We start from the raw sequence: 17,644 nt of genomic DNA on the forward strand, positions 1-17,644 counted from the left end.
AAGCGCGGGCTGAAACGACGATAATCGTCGACCGCGAAATCATCCGCGGCTTTTTTGGCCTGGCCGATGATCGTTTCAAAGCCTGAAATGCCCCACCATCCCCTTCAGTTCAACCCCCAGTTGCGCCAACTGGATACTGGACGCGGCATTGCCCTGCATCGCCAGCGATGACTGATCGGCACTGGCGCGAATGCTGGTGACACTGCGATTGATCTCCTCGGCCACCGAGCTCTGCTCCTCGGCCGCCGCGGCGATCTGCTGGTTCATCTGCTGGATCAGCGACACCGCCGCCGCAATGCTTCCCAGCGCACTCTCGGTCTGCAAGGCATCGCTGACCGCCAGCTTCACCAACTCGCCACTGCTCTGGATCTGCTGCACCGACGACTGCGCCGCCAAACGCAAAGCGCTGACCAGGCGTTCGATTTCCTCGGTCGATTGCTGGGTTCGCTTGGCTAACGCACGCACTTCATCGGCCACCACCGCAAACCCCCTGCCCTGCTCGCCAGCCCGGGCCGCCTCGATCGCCGCGTTCAATGCCAGCAGATTGGTCTGCTCCGCCACACTTTTGATCACACTCAAAACCGTGCCGATGTTCTGGATTTCCGCACTCAGGCTTTCGATGCTCGAACTGGCCGAGGTGGCCGAGTTCGCCAGTTGTTCAATCCGCGCCATGCTCTGGCGCACCACCTGCTGGCCACTTTCAACCTTGCCGTCAGCCGTTTGCGCTGCCAGGGCCGCCTCCTCTGCATTACGCGCGACATCATGCACCGTGGCCGTCATCTGATTCATTGCAGTGGCGACCTGTTCGGTTTCCTCCTTCTGCGTGCTGACTTCGAGGTTGGTCTGTTCAGTCACCGCCGACAGCGATTGGGCGGAAGTCGCCAACTGCTCGATACCCGACTGCAAGCCGCTGACTATATGGCTGAGCCCCGCGCCCATTTGTTGCATTGCCTGCATCAACTGGCCGATTTCGTCACGACGGGTCACGTCAATGGTCGCACTCAAATCCCCTGAGGCAATCTGCTGCGCCACCTCAATCACACGGCGCAGCGGTGCCACGATCAACCGGGTGATAAACCACGCGGCAACCAACCCGACCAGCAAAGCCAGGGCGGAGGAGCCGATGATCAGCAACGAGTTCTTTTTCAGTTCAGCCTGCATCGCCATGTCTTGTGCAACATAAGCCTGATCCACCCGTTCGACCACTTGGGCTGCGCGCTGGTGCAATTGTTGATAGACGGTTTTTTCCTGCTCCAGCAGCCCGGTGTACTCGGCAAGTTTGTCGCTGAAACTGACGATATGGCCCATTACCTCATTGAGGACGGTCTGATAGCCCTCATCCTTGACCGTGGTCTTGAGCTGCTCGGCCTGGGCCAGTGCCTGGCTGGCCTGTTCGATCTTGCCCTGCCCGGCGCTATCGTCACCTTTGCGGCTTTGATCCAGGCGCACGCGCGCTTCATTCATGGCTTGCAGCATCAAGCGTGAAACCTGGCTGACCTGACTGGCCTGATCGATGAATTGCGCACCGTCCTTGCCTTCGGACTCTTTCAGCGTATAGGCGCCGTCATCGACGAGCCCGGATTGCAATACATCAAGGTTATTGGCCACGCTGGACACCGACCAACTGGCCATTTCCAGGGCCAGGTCCTTGGCCTGGGTAAGCGAGACAAACTCGTCGAAAGCCTTGCGATAGTCCCCCAGGGACTGTTCGACATCATTCATCACCGGCACGTTGGCCGCAGAAGCGGCCTTGAGCTGGCCGGCCAGGGCGATCAGGCCATCGACGCCCTCGTGCAGGGCATCGACGGTTTTCGGACTGCCGTGCAAGGCGTACTCCTGCTCCAGCAGCCGCACCTTGAGCAAACCGCTGTTGAGCGATGACATCTGCTTGAGCCCGTCGAAGCGCTGGCTGATGGTTTGCAGGGACCAAACGCCAATGCCCGCCACCAATGCAGTCAACAACAGTACCAGTACAAACCCGACACCCAGTTTTTTCGCCATACCGAGGTTGGCAAAACGTCCTTGCACGGCCGAATTCATTGCACTTAGTCCCCTGCCAAAGTCTGTAGACGCAGATTCGCAACGGGCCGGTGGCAACACAAGGCTCTGGCGCCGGAATAATGGCAAAAAGCTACGCCAACGTCGTTTTCAGAACGCTTGAGGTCGATCCCGTGCAGAGGCCTGAAAGAACGCCCGGGCTCGCGGATCGCAGGCATAGGCCACGTTGATACGCTGCCAGTCACTGGCCTCACCCGAGGGGTTGAAGGCGGTCTTCGATGACAGCAGCACACCCAGGCGCCGCGCCTGGGTCCGCAGCTGATCGTAGTCGGACATTCGTGATCGCGCCCAGATGAACAAGCCTCCCGCCGGCTTGCCGAAAACTTCCCATTCGGCATCCTCGAGCAATTGCAGCACCGCCAGCCGGTCGCAGCTCAAGCGTTGGCGCTGACGCTGCACCAGTTTGCGGTAGGCACCATTAGCCAACAGGCACGCCAGCACCGACTCGCAAAAACGCGAGGCGCCCATGCCACTGATCATCTTGACCTCGGCCAGGCGCGTAATGACTTCGGCACCAGCCACCACGAAACCGACCCGCAAGGAACTGCTGAGGGTCTTGGAAAAGCTGCCTACGTAGATCACCTTGTCGTCCAGCGCAGCCAGACGCATACCGGAACCGCTGTGCAAATCCGCATAGACGTCGTCTTCGATCACCTGTACGTCGAAGGTCCTGGCCAGCTGCAGCACGCGGCGCGCCACCAACGGTGCAAGGCTGCTGCCGGTCGGGTTGTGATAGAAGCTATTGATCAGCAGCCCTTGAGGCCGGTGTTTGACCAGCACCGATTCGAGCACGTCCACGTCCGGCCCGCGCGGTGTTCGCGGTACTTCGACCATGTGGATGCCGTGCAGCCTGAGCAGATCGAACAGCACCGGATAGCCGGGACTCTCCACAACCACACAATCACCGGCCTTGAACAGTGTCCGCACGATCAGGTCAAGTCCCTGACTGGCGCCCGCCGTGGTCATGATCCGGTTGTCCTGCGCCCGGATATCCAGCTGCCTGAGGTGCTTGAGGATCTGTTGTCGCAAGGCCGGCAAACCCAGCGGCGTGCTGTAGTTGAACAGGCTGGCCGTGTCGGAACGACTGACTTGCCGAATCGCGTAAATCAGATCGTCTGTCTCGCGCCAGCTTTCAGGCAGCCCACCACAGCCCAGCCTCAACTCAGTCGAACAGGACCTGATCTCGGGCTCAGCTCCCTCGAACCACACCGGCTCGTGCTTTGCGCCCGCGGCCAATACCGGGTCGGCAACCGTATAGCCCGCCCCATGACCTGACACCAGCATCCCCTGCGTCACCAGGCGTTCACAAGCCTGGGCAACACTGACCTGACTGAGCAAGTTGATCCGCGCGATCTGTCGCACCGAAGGCAGGCGCGTACCGGGCGATACCCCGCTGGAATGAAGCCAGCAGGTCAGCGCGTCAACAATTTGCTGTACGACGGGCACCAGCGCCTGTCGGTCGATTCTCAATTCCATGAGCAAGCAAACTCCTGTTGATTTTGCGAGAAGCAGTTAATCACAGGAGTGTTCGAAGACATGTGCGACAACGCCGCCAAAACCATTGGATCTAATCATTTGAAACACATTGCCTGGTCCTTTAGCGTAACCAAAAAAACTGTGGGAGCTAGCTTGCTCCCACAGGTTGCAACTCTTCTTTGGTAGAGATGCGTTGCTTTAGAACGCAGTAACGCCACCATCCACCGCAAGCGAATGGCCAGTCGTGAACGCCGCGCCATCGCTGCACAGGTACAGCACCGCGCTGGCGATCTCTTCGACCTTGCCGATGCGACCGACCGGATGCATGGCGTTGGCGAACTCGCCTTTTTTCGGGTCGGCTTCATAAGCGCGACGGAACATATCCGTGTCGATCACCGCCGGGCACACCGCGTTGACCCGGATCTTCTTCTTGGCGTATTCAATGGCCGCCGACTTGGTCAGGCCGATCACTGCGTGTTTAGAGGCTGCGTAGATACTCATTTTCGGCGCCGCGCCAAGGCCTGCCACCGATGCTGTGTTGACGATCGCGCCGCCCCCTTGCGCCAGCAACAGCGGCAACTGGTATTTCATGCACAGCCAGACACCTTTGACGTTGACGCCCATGATCGCGTCGAACTCGTCGAGCGTACCTTCGGCCAACTTGCCTTTCTCAATTTCGATGCCGGCATTGTTGAAGGCATAGTCGAGGCGACCGTAAGAGTTGATCACCTCCTCCATCAGATTTTTTACATCGCTTTCCAGGGTAACGTTGCAGCGCACGAAGGTCGCGTCACCACCGGCTGTACGAATCAGCGCCACCGTGCCCTCTCCGCCCGCCGCGTCCATATCGGCCACCACGACCTTCAGGCCCTCTGCGGCAAATGCCTGGGCGGTCGCGCGGCCAATACCGGCCGCCCCGCCTGTCACCACGACCACCTGGCCGGAAAACGTCATGCTCATTGTTATGTCCTCAAAAGAAGAATGCGGGGAATCGCGTAGGACCAGTCTAGCCATGGAGGTCTTGAACACGGCAGCACTATCAAGGCTCCGGTTGGGTGCCCATGAGTTGCAGTGATGGAACTACCGTACCAACTATCACTGCACTGGATCAGGCTGCATTCGCCGCATCAGCCGAACTTGCGGCATCGGCGCTGACCGGCTATCAACAAAGCTTCATTCATCCTGAGTGCCTGCCATGACCTCCCAGATCAATCGCCAATTCCTGCTCGCCAAACGTCCGGTTGGCGCGGCGACCCGTGAGACATTCACCTATCAGGAAGTACCGGTCGGCGAGCCGGCGGCGGGTCAGATCCTGGTCGAGAACCAATACCTGTCCCTGGATCCGGCCATGCGTGGCTGGATGAACGAAGGCAAGTCCTACATCCCGCCGGTCGGGCTCGGCGAAGTCATGCGCGCCTTGGGTGTGGGCAAAGTCATTGCCTCGAACAACCCGGGATTCGCGGTCGGGGATTACGTCAACGGCGCCCTGGGCGTGCAGGATTTCTTCCTCGGCGAGCCGCGAGGTTTCTACAAGGTCGATCCGAAACTGGCACCGCTGCCACGTTACTTGTCCGCGCTGGGCATGACCGGGATGACGGCGTACTTCGCCCTGCTCGACGTCGGCGCTCCGAAGGCCGGTGACACCGTGGTGCTGTCGGGCGCAGCCGGCGCCGTGGGCAGCATCGCCGGGCAGATCGCCAAGATCAAAGGGTGCCGGGTGGTTGGCATCGCCGGCGGCGCCGACAAGTGCAAGTTCCTGATCGATGAGCTGGGTTTCGATGGCGCTATCGACTACAAGAGCGAAGACGTCCTCGCCGGCCTCAAGCGCGAGTGCCCGAAAGGCGTCGACGTGTATTTCGATAACGTCGGTGGCGACATTCTCGACGCAGTGTTGAGCCGCCTGAACATGAAGGCGCGGGTGGTGATTTGCGGTGCCATCAGCCAGTACAACAACAAAGAGGCGGTCAAGGGACCGGCCAACTACCTGTCACTGCTGGTCAACCGCGCGCGCATGGAAGGCTTTGTGGTGATGGACTACGCCGCCCAATACGCCAGCGCCGCCCAGGAAATGGCCGGCTGGATGGCCAAGGGACAGCTCAAGAGCAAGGAAGACATCGTCGAAGGACTGGAGACGTTCCCGGAGACGCTGATGAAATTGTTCAGCGGCGAAAATTTCGGGAAGCTGGTGTTGAAGGTGTAACCCGATTTTTGAAGTCACCCTAAAAACAATGTGGGAGCGGGCTTGCTCGCGAATGCGGTGTGCCAGACAACATCTTCGTCGACTGACACGCCCTCTTCGCGAGCAAGCCCGCTCCCACAATGGGTTCTGCGGTGTCTGATCAGGCCAATTCAGCCACAACTGAAGCCAGCGCCTTGGCTGGATCCGCCGCCTGGCTGATCGGACGGCCGATCACCAGATAGTCGGAACCGGCATCCAGCGCCTGACGCGGGGTCAGAATGCGGCGCTGATCGTCCTGGGCACTGCCCGCCGGACGAATCCCCGGGGTCACCAGTTGCAGTGACGGATGCGCCGCTTTCAGTGCCTGGGCTTCCAGGGCCGAGCACACCAGGCCGTCCATCCCGGCTTTTTCCGCCAGGGCGGCCAGGCGCAGCACCTGCTCCTGGGGCTCGATGTCCAGACCGATGCCCGCCAGGTCTTCACGCTCCATGCTGGTCAACACGGTCACGCCGATCAGCAGTGGTTTCGGACCGGTGCGCTGATCCAGCACTTCACGGCACGCAGCCATCATGCGCAGGCCGCCGGAGCAATGCACGTTGACCATCCACACGCCCATTTCCGCAGCCGCCTTGACGGCCATCGCGGTGGTGTTCGGGATGTCGTGGAACTTGAGGTCCAGAAACACTTCGAAACCCTTGTCACGCAGGGTACCGACGATTTCCGAGGCGCAGCTGGTGAACAGTTCCTTGCCGACTTTGACCCGGCACAGCTTCGGGTCCAACTGATCGGCCAGCTTCAGTGCGGCGTCACGGGTAGGGAAATCCAGGGCGACGATGATGGGAGTCTGGCAGGCGGACATGAGTGGGCTCTCAGGCAAGTCGAAATCGGCGCGCATTGTAGCGGAACCAGCGCCGCTGCGGGACCCGATGATCGGTAAATCGTCGCGACGGCTCAGGCAAGGCCAGTCCTTGAGGCCATTGTGTCGAGTTCCCCAAGCAGAATACAAATCTCAGGGCCGACGATCGTCAACCCGCGCCTGAGGCTTGCTCCAGTCGATCAACAGGCTGTAGGCCACCGCCAGCAATGTCGGGCCAATGAACAGGCCGATAAAACCAAAGGCAATCAACCCGCCAAATACCCCAAGCAGCACAATGACCAGCGGCAGGTTACCGCCACGGCTGATCAGGTATGGCTTGAGCACGTTGTCGACACCGCTGATGACGAATGTGCCCCAGATCCCGAGGAATATGGCCATCCCGTACTCGCCTTTCCAGACCAGCCACGCGGTCGCCGGAATCCACACCAGCGGCGGGCCCATCGGGATCAGGCTGAGCATGAACGTCACGATGCCGAGTACCAACGCTCCCGGTACGCCGGCAATCAGGAACCCGATCAGCGCCAGGATCGCCTGGGCCGCGGCGGTACCGATCACGCCGTTCACCACCCGCTGAACCGTGCCCGCCACCAATTCGATGTAATAGCCGGCCCGCTGACCGATCAGCCGCTCCAGCAACGTGTGTACAAACGCCGCCAGGCGCGGCCCGTCACGATAGAAAAAGAACACGAAGACGACGCTCAGGGTCAGTTCGAGAATACCGCCGCCGATCTGCGCGCTGCGCGCCAGCAACCAGTTACCCATCTGCCCCAGATAAGGCTTGAGCGACACCATCATCGCCGCGCCCTGCTCATCGATGCTGTTCCAGATCCCCACCAGCCGTCCGCCCACCAGGGGAATCGAACCCAGCCACAGCGGCGCTTCGGGTAGCCCCTCGACCTGCGCATCCTTGATGAAAGCCGTGGCATCGCGCACATGATCGGCAAGATTGAAACCCAGCCACACCAAGGGTGCAGCTACCAGCACCATCCAGCCCAGGGTCAGCAATGCCGCCGCCAGCGACTCGCGGTCATTGAGCCAACGGGTCAGCAAGCGCATCAGCGGCCAACTGGCAAACGCCAGTACCGCGCCCCAGAACATCGCCGACCAGAACGGCGCCATCACCCAGAAGCTCGCGCCGAACAACACCACGAGCAGGATCTGCACCAATAGGCGATCGTTATTGATCATCAAAAGTCTCGAAAAAGTCAGTCAGCAAAAGAGTAGGCGAACGCGATGTACGCGCTCGCCCGGTACAGCCTAGCGCAATAGCTCGATGTGCAGGCCAGAGCCTCCGGCACTGCCAGCTTCCATCCGCGCGGCACGCACGCCCTGGCCAATCAGTGCCTGACGCCAGGCTTCGGCATTCGCTCCGGAAATGCTGACCCGCAAGGTGGTGTCCAGATTCAGCCCGCGAGAAATCAGGCGGAGCCAGGTCTCGTCAGGTGCGCTGTTCAACGTGGAAAAATCGAGCTCGCCGGTGCTCTTGAGTTCACGCAGCAAGGTCGCGGAGGTCGGCAACAACTCGCCCAGCGGTGCCGAAGCGTCGAACTGCTCGACATGCAGGTAGGCTTTGCGATTACCCCGGGTGATGCTGTACAGCGCGATAAGCGTGTTGTCCCGTGGAGCGGCAAGTCGCAGCAGCAGATAGGCTTGTTGATCGTCGGCGCCGTACAGCTTGGCGTTGCCGAAGACTTCATTGGCCCATAGGCTGCTTTCACCGCAATCGCGCGCCTGGCACCAAAACAGCAAGCCGGCGTCCTGCTGTTGCAAGGCCTCGCGGGCAGCGGTGAACGCCTCGATGGATGAATGCTCCGGTGGCAACTCGTAGGTCACGGAAGTGACGTTGCCGCGGGCACTGACCTGGCCGTCGAAACGTAACTGGCCACTGATTTTCCGGATCGAGCCCAGCGGGTAGATCCGCTCCAGTTCGGCGGCAGGACGATAGTCGACAATCTGGGCGTCGACCATGCGCGGTACTATCGGCAGGTCCTGACTGCCCGGAACATCGGCGGCGAACAACAAGGGACTGAAACTGCACAGCACCAATAAACTGAATGAACGCATGGATAGACTCATCGGATCAGCATGGCCTGGGCACCCTTGATGACACTGGCTTCATCGGCGCGTTTGGGTACTTGCAAACCACGCTGCACCGCCGCCCGGGCCTCCAGGGTTGCCATCCAGCGTTGCAACGCCGTCAAGCCCTCCACCGAGACGCCCGACCACTCGTAGCCGCGCACCCAGGGAAAGGTGGCGATGTCGGCAATGCTGTACTGATCGGCGAGGAACTCCACGCTTTGCAACCGGGTGTCGAGCACTTCGTAGAGGCGACGGGTTTCATGCTGATAGCGGTCGATGGCGCCCTGAAGCTTTTCCGGAAAGTAGCGGAAGAACACGTTGGCCTGGCCCTGCATCGGGCCGATCCCGCCCATCTGGAACATCAGCCACTGCAATACCAGCGAACGTCCCTTCGGGTCCGATGGCATCAGTTTGCCGGTTTGTTCAGCGAGGTAAATCAGGATGGCGCCGGATTCGAACACGGCGAAATCACCGTTGGCGCGGTCGACAATCGCCGGAATCCGGCCATTGGGGTTGATCTTGAGGAAGTCCGCGGACTTCTGCTCCTTTTTGTCGAAACTCAAGGCATGCACCGTGTAGGGCAGGCCGAGTTCCTCGAGCACGATAGAGACCTTGTGGCCATTCGGGGTCGCAGCGGTGTAGAGATCTATCATGGTTGTCTCCCTTTTCAACCCGCCAAGCCTCGACAGTTGCCCGGCGCAAGTCAAGGAGTGGCGAAGAACCGATTGAAACAGTCTGCGACAAGATCAGCACCGGACTCGTCATTGAGGTGCAAATGATGGCCGCCTGGCAGCTGTTCCCGGCTAAAGGGTAGACGCTCCAGCAACTCCGGGTGTTTGGCGAGCATGCCGTCGGCAGCAACCACCAATGTTGCAGGACACTTGATCCGCTGGACGAAGGCCATGGCCTGTTCGGTGGTAAGACGCAGCGGCGATGGCAGCGTGAGGCGATTGTCGGTGCGCCAGGTGTAACCGCCCGGCACCGGCATAAGGCCACGCTGCGCCAGCAGTTCGGCGGCCTCGCGGCTGACCGCCACCAGGCCCTTCATGCGCGCTTCGATGGCCCGGTCGAGAGTGTCGTAGACCGGTTTGCGCTTTTCCCGCAGATCCAGTTGCGCTTGCAGGGCCATGCCCATGCGCTCGGCAGCGTTTTCACCTTTGTCTGTAGGAGGAATGATGCCGTCGATCAACGCCAGGTGGGTAACCCGCTCGGGCATCGACCCGGCGATGATCAGCGAAGCAATGGCGCCCATCGAATGCCCCATCAGCGCAAATTTGCGCAGGCCAAGCTGTTCGGCGACTTGCAGCACATCGTGGGCATAGTCCCACATGGCGTAGCCAGCGCCCGGCGGGCGATGCCCGGAATGACCGTGACCGGCCATGTCCAGTGCGATGATGCGCAGGCCTTTGAGTTTGGGTGCCAGGCGGGCAAAGCTGTTGGCGTTGTCCAGCCAGCCATGCAGGGCAATCACCGGCAATCCGTCTTCAGGGCCGAACAGGTGCGCCGCCAGTTCGATGTGCGGCAGGCTCAGGCGAACCTCTTCGACGACGTGGTTCATGCGCAATCCTGCTGTCGACGGCCGCCCCAGCGATAGAACAGGCCTTTGAGCATGCCAGCGGTATCAAGGGGACGTTCGAGCGGAAACATGTGGCCGCCGGGCATGGTCAACGACTCTCCCAGCGGCAGGCGGTCGACCGAACTGGCGTGATGACGCATCACCACGCGGCTGTCATGCCCGCGAACCACCGCCAGCGGCACTTGCAACTGCCGGGTGCTGCCCGGGCTTGTGTGCGGCACGCCGCGATAGATGCTGATTTCCGTGGCCGGGTCGAAGCGCAGGCGCAGCTTGTCGCCGACCTGATGCAAGCCGTGTTGCAGGTAGGCATCGAAGCATTCCGGGTCGAAGCCGCGGAACAGGGTCTTGCCAGCGAAATACTTGCGGGCGCTGTCCAGGTCGGCGAATTCTTCACGGCGGCCCAGGGTACGCCCGGCCGGGGTCAAACGGTCGATGAAACCAAAGCGTTTGGCCGCCCGTATGACCCATCGGTCGGTGCGTGTCAGCACTGGCGAGTCGAGCATCACCACCCCGCGATACAACTCAGGGCAGCGCAAAGCGGCATGCAGGTGCAACACGCCACCGAAGGAGTGACCGACGCCCCACACAGGCTCGGCCTGTTGTTGCAGGTGATGGATCAGCTCATCCACCAGGTTGTACCAGTTGTCGTCCGCCGGAAAACGCGGGTCGTGGGCGTGCTGCTCCAGATGCGTCACCTCAAACTCGGGTGCCAGCGCCGCAAACAACTTGCCGTAGGTCCCCGAAGGAAAACCATTGGCGTGGGCGAAAAAGATCTGTTGCGACATACCTGCAAATCCATGAGTTAGAACAGGCGTTGATTGTCCGCAAGACCGCGTCCTACAGCAATGACCATAACTACCAGGAATGGTGGTAGGAGCTGCCGCAGGCTGCGATCTTTTGATTTCAAACCGTCAACGTACCGGCGGATTCTCACCCAACGGCACCACCGCCATGGTCAGTCGCGACACGCAACTGGCCTTGCCCTCATCGCTGGTCAGCCGAATGTCCCAGACATGAGTCGTGCGGCCGATGTGGATCGGCTTGGCCACTGCCCTCACCCGTCCGCTGCGCAGGCCGCGCAAATGGTTGGCGTTGATTTCCAGGCCCACGCAATAGAATTTGCTGGCATCGATGCACAGGTAGCTGGCCATCGAGCCGACCGATTCGGCCAGCACCACCGAGGCACCGCCATGCAGCAAACCATAAGGCTGATGGGTGCGGTGATCGACGACCATGCTGGCGGTCAGGGACTCGTCGTCGAAGGCTTCGAAACGGATGTCCAGCACTTCGCCAATGGTATTTTTCTGGATCGCGTTCAACTGCTCGATGTTCGGGGTGGTGCGCCACAGGCTCATCGCAGAGGTTCCTTGTTGGTTTTGTTCGTGGATCAATCCTGCCACAGCACCGCTTCGCTGCGCTCGCTCCATTCCTCAAAGCGCTCACCGTAAGCCGCTTCGATCACGTTGCGCTTGATCTTCAGGGTCGGAGTGAGAAAGCCGTTTTCCACGGCCCAACTGTCCTTGACCACCACCAGGCGTCGCAGCTGTTCATGCTTGTCGAGGGCACCGTTGACCTCTTCCAGGAGTTTTTCCAGGCTCGAATGCAGGCCGGCGCGCGCGGCCCCGCCGGCATCCTGCTGGCCGACCGCCGACAACACGCACAACCCCAGCGGCGCACTCAAGCCGTCGCCCACCACGCAAACCTGTTCGATGCGCGAATGCACGGCCAGGCGATTTTCAATCGGTGCCGGAGCCACGTACTTGCCTTTACTGGTCTTGAAGATCTCCTTCAAGCGTCCGGTCAGGCGCAGATTGCCTTCGGCGTCCTCCTCGCCCTTGTCGCCGGTACGCAGGAAGCCGTCCTCGGTAATGGTGTCGGCGGTTTTTTCCGGCTCCTTGTAATACCCGAGCATGGTCGCACCACTGCGCACCATGACCTCCCCCGTCTCGGCAATCCGCACTTCGACCTCTGGACACGGCTTGCCGATCCAGCCCGGTTTGTTCTGGCCCGGCATGCCGATGTGGGAGTAGCCGCAACTCTCGGTCATGCCGTAGACCTCCAGCACGTCCAGCCCCAGTTTGCGGTACCACTGCAACAAGGTCTGCGGCACCGGAGCCGCGCCGGACAAGGCGATGCGCAACGCATCCAGCCCCAACCCGGCGAGGACTTTATGCCCGACCCGTTTGCCGATGATCGGCAGGCCGAGCAGGAAGTCGAGGCGTTTTGCCGGGATCTTGCTGTACACGCCCATCTGGAATTTGGTCCAGATGCGCGGCACGCCAAACAGTGCGGTCGGCCGCGCACGCTTCAGGTCGGTGAGGAAGGTGTCGAGGCTCTCGGCGAAAAACACTGTTTGGCCGGTATAGATCGACGCCAGTTCGACGAACATCCGCTCGGCAACGTGGCACAGCGGCAGGTAGGACAACAGCCGGTCCGACTCGTTGAGGCCGAACAACGCAGTGCCGCGTGTGGTGGCGAACCCCAGATTGCCGAAGCTGTGCATCACGCCCTTGGGCATGCCCGTGGTGCCGGATGTGTAGATGATGGTCGCCAGTTGGTCGGCGGCAGGCTTGGGATTGTCCTGGATGGGCGAGTTGCGTTGCAGGTCGGTCCAGCTGAAATCAAAGTCGCCTGGGGGATGCAGGGGCAGGCTGATGGTCGGCAGGTCGGAGCTGACGCCACGGGACATGCCTGGCCAGTCGTCGAGCTTGCCGATGAATGCCAGCGCCGCTTCTGAATGTTCGAGTACCTGGGCAACGGTCTCGGCGGTCAGGTTGGGGTACAGCGGCACCGAGACATGCCCGGCCATCCAGATCGCCAGGTCGGCAATGATCCAATGCGCACAGTTTTTCGAGATCAGGGCGATATGGCTACCCTGCGGCAGTTCCCGCGCTCGCAGCCAGTGGGCCGCACAGCGTGCCTGATGACCGACATCGGCCCAGCTCAAGGTCTCGACCTGACCACCGCCGACAGGCTGGACCAGAAAGCGCTGGCGGGGATGACGGGCCTCACGCTCGTAGAAAACGTCCAGCGGCAAACGAAAAGCAGCAGACATGCGACTCGCTCCTGTTTTTTTGGTCTGGAGCAAGCGTAGTCAACCAAGCAAGTGCTTGGTTGAATTTTTAACGGAAAAACAAAATCAATAGATCGCAGCCTGCGGCAGCTCCTACATGGAAATGGCGTGCATCTTGTAGGAGCTGCCGCAGGCTGCGATCTTTGCTTTTATGGGTGCTTGATGCCGTTGAGCCTCATCGACCCGACCAACAACTCATTGCTCTCGAGCTCGGCCAGGCCGGCGGTGCTGATCCGCTCTGGCAGATGCCCGGCACCATGCTGCAGGTAGCTCAACAGATTCCCCACCAGCGGGTTGTGACTGACCAGCAGCACGTTGCTTACCGCGACCATCTGTTCGGCCACCTTGTCCGGTTCCGTGTCCGGTGTCAGCCACTCGACGGTGCGGATTTCCGGTTCGAAACCCAACGCCTCTCGTACCAGTTGCGCTGTTTGCTGCGCTCGCAGGTACGGGCTGGCGTAAATGCCGGTCAGCGGCTGACCCACCAGCTCTGCGGCGACTTTCAATACTTCCTTACGACCGTTATCCGTCAATTCCCGCTCCGAATCGTGGGGGCGGGAACCGTGTGGTACAGCTTCACCATGACGCAATACCCAGAGTTTCATAGCTTGGGTTCCTCATCTCGGGCCGGATGGGGTGCCGGTGCCACGACATGCGGCGCCTCGCCTTCCGGTGTACGCGGCGTCGGCCAGTCGGCGAACGGCCAAGGCTTCTGGTCGCTGTGAAAGCTGCCGAAACGACCGATCTGCGCCAAAAACTGGCTCAGGCTGTCGCCGAAATTCATCAGGCTGGCGCTTGGGGCGCCATAGAACAAACGATAGATCAACTGCACCAGCACGACGGCGCCGAGGATGAACTGCGCCACTTGCCACACCAGCACGAAGAGGATCATCCACAGCACCCGCAGCAGGATAGACTCGTACTTGGCTTCTACTTTTGGATCGTTCATGCGCAACTCCCTGCTTTTCTGGCAAGCGTGATTAGTTGAAACCACTGGTGGAAATAAAGTCGACGTCGGTTTTCGGCTCGCCACGCATTAACAGACCGATGACCTGCTCCAGCGTGCGGCCCTCGAACAGGATCGCGTGCAGCCCGGCGACCAGCGGCATGTACACACCAACCTCCTGGGCCTTGGCCTTGAGTACTTTAAGGGTGTTGACCCCTTCGGCGACTTCACCCAGGCGCGTGACCGCCTCGTCCAGGCTCAGGCCCTGGCCGAGGGCGAAGCCGACCTGATAGTTGCGGCTCTTGGGCGACGAACAGGTCACGATCAGATCGCCCACGCCCGCCAGCCCCAGGAAGGTCATCGGGTTGGCGCCCTGATTCACCGCGAAGCGGGTCATTTCCGCCAATGCCCGGGTGATCAGCATGCTCTTGGTATTTTCCCCCATGCCCAGCGCCACCGCCATGCCGGCGATGATCGCGTAGACGTTTTTCAACGCCCCGCCCAACTCCACGCCGAAACGGTCGGCGCTGGCGTACACACGAAAGGTGCGCCCGTGCAGCGCGGCCTGAACCTGCTGGCAGAGTTCTTCGTCTTCACTGGCGACCACCGTGGCGGTCAGCGCGTGCTCGGCGATTTCACGGGCCAGGTTGGGTCCGGACAGGACGCCGATGCGCGCCTGCGGGGCGATCTCTTCGAGGATCTCGCTCATCAACTTGAACGTGTGGGCTTCGATGCCTTTGGTCAGGCTCACCAGCAATTTGCCGGTCAAGCGTTCAGCGTGCGGCACCAGCACCGAGCGCAGCGCGCTGGAGGGCAACGCGACGAAACACAGGTCGCAGGCGTCCAGGGTGGCTTGCAGGTCGGTGACCGGCGTAACGCCGGGCAGAATCTTGATGCCTTTGAGGTAACGCGGGTTCTCGCGATTGACCCGAATGGCCTCGGCCTGTTCGGGGTCACGCATCCACTGAAGAACCTGATGCCCGTTCTCGGCCAGCAGATTAGCCACGGCGGTTCCAAAACTTCCGCCTCCCAGGACCGCAATCGGGCGCTGTTCAGTCATATGCAATCCGTTAATCCATACCAGTGGCGATGTCGGCATTATACGGGGCAGCCCATCGGCGGCCAGCCCCGGCATCAAATACCTGCACCAGTAGGAAGAAGAGCAATAAAACCGAGGAAAATGCCGACATCGTGAATGGAAAAGTCATTCGGCTCGGTTAACATGCGCGCCAACAATCACTGACAGGGATCTGTTGTGTCTCCGGGCTCTCCTTCGCCGCGTTCGCCTCTGTTACTGGCGCTGATTTTCAGCTCGCCGGCGCTGGCCGACGACTTGTTCCTGGACAGTGAACCGCTGCCGCAAGTGCTCACCGCCACGCGCCTGAAGCAGTCGCCGGCGGCCGTACCGGGAAGCATGACGGTGATCGACAGCGCCCTGGTCCACGCCAGCGGTGCCCGCGACATCAGCGAATTGCTGCGCCTGGTGCCGGGAATGATGGTCGGCAACATCAGCGGCAACCAGGCAGCGGTGAACTACCACGGCACCAACGCAACTGAAGCGCGACGCATGCAAGTGCTGATCGACGGGCGCTCGGTGTATCGCGCCGGCCTGGCCACCGTGGACTGGAGCGACATTCCGGTGGCCATGGAGGACATCGAGCGCATTGAAGTCTTTCGCGGGCCGAATACCGTCAGCTACGGCGCCAATGCCCTGATGGCGGTGGTCAACATCATTACCCGGCGGCCGGCCGACAGTCACGGTACACGCATGAAGGTCACCCGGGGCCAGCGCGGCATCAACGACTTTTACGCCAGCCAGGGCCTGGGCTGGGAAGACGGTGACATGCGCCTGTCCCTGTCCGGCCAGCAAGACGACGGCTTCGACACCGACCGAACCGGCGCGGACTACCATGACAGCCGTCGCCTTGATCGCTTCAATCTCGCCGTCAGCCAGAGCCTCGACGAACGGCAAAGCCTCGACTGGCAGTTGAATGCCAAGGACGGCACCAACCAGCGACCCTATACCTACCGGCCGGTGTTCCCGGGGATTACCCGCGCGGGCAACGACTCCGACGTCACCGCCAAGGACTACGCCGGTTCATTGCGCTGGAATCTGGACATCAATCCCGACCACAGCCTGTATATCCAGGGTTCGGCCCAACACTGGGATCGCCAGCAAACCTGGCGCGCCTGCGATGCTGAAATATCCTTCAGCCCGCAACTGACCGAACTCTGGCAATTGAACCCGAACTACACCGAACGCCTGGCCCGCAATATCACGCGTTTCATCGGCCCTGGCGCGCCGGCCGGCACGCCCGCCGAGCAGGCGCTGGCCAATCAGGTGCTCGATCAATGGCGTAACGGCGCGAGCCAGACCGTTTGCGGCGACATCGACCAGAGCACCCGAGAGTCGCGCTACGACCTCGAACTGCAGGACACCCTGAGCCTTGCCGATAACCTGCGGCTGGTCAGCGGTTTGAACTATCGTTACGACCGGGCCGATTCCGAGACTTACTTCAATGGCACGCTCGATGACACCATCTGGCGGGCGTTCGGCCAGTTCGAGTGGCGTGCCACCGAACACTGGCTGCTGCAAGGCGGTGCCATGTTCGAGGACACCCGATTGATCGGCAGCTCACTGACACCTCGCATGGCGGTCAACTACCTGATCAATCCGCGCCATGGCTTGCGTGCGGTGTACTCCGAGGCCGTCCGTTCGCCGGACATGTTCGAGAACAACGTCAACTGGAGTTATCAGGTCACTAACCTCAAGCCCGGCGCCTTCGGCCAATCCAGCGCCCGCTATTTCGTCAAGACCCGTGGCCCCGGCGACCTCGATCAAGAGCACATGCGCTCCCGGGAGCTGGGCTACAACGGCTATTTTCCCGAACCGGGGCTGGCGCTCGACGTGAAGCTGTTCCACGACGAAATCACCGGCATGATCAGTGAACCGCTGCGCAATAATCAGTACATCGCCAGCAACGCCAACAAGGCGCGTTTTTCGGGGGTCGAAACCCAGCTCGACTGGCGTATCGGCAGCCTCGATCGCCTGCGCCTGACCTATGCCTACGTCGATACGGACGCCAGCAATCCGCTGGATGCCAGGCAGACTGCAAGCAACAGTGGCTCGGCCGGATGGCTGCGCGATTGGGGCCAAGGCTGGAACAGTGCGCTTTTCTATTATGGCGATGATGCCCTCAACGGCTATCGCTTCGAACGGGTCGATGTGCGCATCGCCAAACGTATCGCCTTGGGCAAGACCAGCCTTGAACTGGCCGGAGTGCTCCAGCAACGGCTGGACAATCAGCCGACCACCTTCATCGACAACAATTATGACCAGCGCCACGTGATGTACTTCAGCGCGGAGCTGGAGCTTTAAG

The 17,644-nt window shown here is 61.0% G+C and carries 16 protein-coding genes and 1 pseudogene; 2 read left to right on the forward strand and 15 right to left on the reverse strand.

The window, feature by feature from the left end; translation table 11 throughout:
• Positions 1-75: 75 nt before the first annotated feature.
• The 4 genes and pseudogenes from ACM6G4_RS10575 to ACM6G4_RS10590 form a co-directional block, all read right to left on the reverse strand.
• Entirely contained in the window at positions 76-957 is an 882-nt protein-coding gene (locus ACM6G4_RS10575; RefSeq protein ID WP_409078949.1) for a methyl-accepting chemotaxis protein, read from the reverse strand.
• Positions 937-2,040, reverse strand: a pseudogene (locus ACM6G4_RS10580) (HAMP domain-containing protein); the annotation flags it as partial. The pseudogene ACM6G4_RS10580 and the gene ACM6G4_RS10575, both read right to left, overlap by 21 nt.
• A 108-nt stretch (positions 2,041-2,148) precedes the next feature.
• A complete protein-coding gene (locus ACM6G4_RS10585; protein ID WP_414913634.1) occupies positions 2,149-3,534 on the reverse strand; it encodes a PLP-dependent aminotransferase family protein in 1,386 nt (461 codons plus the stop codon).
• A 198-nt stretch (positions 3,535-3,732) separates the two neighbouring features.
• On the reverse strand, positions 3,733-4,494 hold the full coding sequence (locus ACM6G4_RS10590; protein ID WP_056727976.1) for an SDR family oxidoreductase: 762 nt from the start codon (positions 4,492-4,494) through the stop codon (positions 3,733-3,735).
• A 235-nt stretch (positions 4,495-4,729) separates the two neighbouring features.
• On the opposite strand from ACM6G4_RS10590, the gene ACM6G4_RS10595 reads away from it, so the two are divergent.
• Positions 4,730-5,734 carry an NADP-dependent oxidoreductase gene (locus ACM6G4_RS10595; protein WP_056727978.1) on the forward strand — a complete coding sequence of 335 codons (1,005 nt, stop codon included), beginning with the start codon at positions 4,730-4,732 and terminating at the stop codon, positions 5,732-5,734.
• A gap of 139 nt (positions 5,735-5,873) precedes the next feature.
• Here the strand turns inward: ACM6G4_RS10595 and pyrF are convergent, their stop codons facing one another.
• The 11 genes from pyrF to ACM6G4_RS10650 all read right to left on the reverse strand — a co-directional run bounded on the left by pyrF (position 5,874) and on the right by ACM6G4_RS10650 (position 15,324).
• Positions 5,874-6,572 (reverse strand): orotidine-5'-phosphate decarboxylase, encoded by a 699-nt coding sequence (gene pyrF, locus ACM6G4_RS10600; protein WP_008016546.1) that lies wholly within the window; start codon positions 6,570-6,572, stop codon positions 5,874-5,876.
• A gap of 150 nt (positions 6,573-6,722) precedes the next feature.
• Positions 6,723-7,778, reverse strand: coding sequence for an AI-2E family transporter (locus ACM6G4_RS10605; protein WP_414913635.1), 1,056 nt, complete (start codon positions 7,776-7,778; stop codon positions 6,723-6,725).
• A 69-nt stretch (positions 7,779-7,847) separates the two neighbouring features.
• Positions 7,848-8,654: a DUF4892 domain-containing protein gene (locus tag ACM6G4_RS10610; protein ID WP_409078939.1), complete on the reverse strand. Its 807-nt coding sequence runs from the start codon at positions 8,652-8,654 to the stop codon at positions 7,848-7,850.
• Between the two features lie 8 nt (positions 8,655-8,662).
• Entirely contained in the window at positions 8,663-9,322 is a 660-nt protein-coding gene (locus tag ACM6G4_RS10615; protein ID WP_056727983.1) for a glutathione S-transferase family protein, read from the reverse strand.
• 50 nt (positions 9,323-9,372) lie between these two features.
• Positions 9,373-10,227: an alpha/beta hydrolase gene (locus ACM6G4_RS10620; RefSeq protein WP_056727985.1), complete on the reverse strand. Its 855-nt coding sequence runs from the start codon at positions 10,225-10,227 to the stop codon at positions 9,373-9,375.
• Positions 10,224-11,030, reverse strand: a complete 807-nt coding sequence (locus ACM6G4_RS10625) for an alpha/beta fold hydrolase (protein WP_056727987.1) — start codon at positions 11,028-11,030, stop codon at positions 10,224-10,226. The genes ACM6G4_RS10620 and ACM6G4_RS10625 overlap by 4 nt, the downstream gene beginning before the upstream one ends.
• A gap of 126 nt (positions 11,031-11,156) precedes the next feature.
• Positions 11,157-11,600, reverse strand: a complete 444-nt coding sequence (locus ACM6G4_RS10630) for a hotdog fold thioesterase (RefSeq protein WP_414913636.1) — start codon at positions 11,598-11,600, stop codon at positions 11,157-11,159.
• A gap of 32 nt (positions 11,601-11,632) precedes the next feature.
• Complete coding sequence (locus ACM6G4_RS10635; protein WP_414913637.1) at positions 11,633-13,300, reverse strand: AMP-binding protein; 1,668 nt, start codon at positions 13,298-13,300, stop codon at positions 11,633-11,635.
• A 167-nt stretch (positions 13,301-13,467) separates the two neighbouring features.
• Complete coding sequence (gene sixA / locus ACM6G4_RS10640; protein ID WP_056727993.1) at positions 13,468-13,923, reverse strand: phosphohistidine phosphatase SixA; 456 nt, start codon at positions 13,921-13,923, stop codon at positions 13,468-13,470.
• Positions 13,920-14,267, reverse strand: a complete 348-nt coding sequence (locus ACM6G4_RS10645; protein ID WP_056727994.1) for a DUF4389 domain-containing protein — start codon at positions 14,265-14,267, stop codon at positions 13,920-13,922. The genes sixA and ACM6G4_RS10645 overlap by 4 nt, the downstream gene beginning before the upstream one ends.
• 31 nt (positions 14,268-14,298) lie before the next feature.
• Entirely contained in the window at positions 14,299-15,324 is a 1,026-nt protein-coding gene (locus ACM6G4_RS10650) for an NAD(P)H-dependent glycerol-3-phosphate dehydrogenase (RefSeq protein WP_046042990.1), read from the reverse strand.
• Between the two features lie 195 nt (positions 15,325-15,519).
• Between ACM6G4_RS10650 and ACM6G4_RS10655 the strand changes: the two genes are divergently transcribed.
• The gene (locus ACM6G4_RS10655; protein ID WP_056727996.1) at positions 15,520-17,643 is read left to right on the forward strand and encodes a TonB-dependent receptor plug domain-containing protein; all 2,124 of its coding nucleotides are present in this window, start codon (positions 15,520-15,522) and stop codon (positions 17,641-17,643) included.
• The last annotated feature ends 1 nt before the right edge of the window (position 17,644 follow it).

It is taken from the genome of Pseudomonas sp. IT-P258 (assembly GCF_949767825.1).
Taxonomy (GTDB): Bacteria; Pseudomonadota; Gammaproteobacteria; order Pseudomonadales; family Pseudomonadaceae; genus Aquipseudomonas; species Aquipseudomonas monachiensis.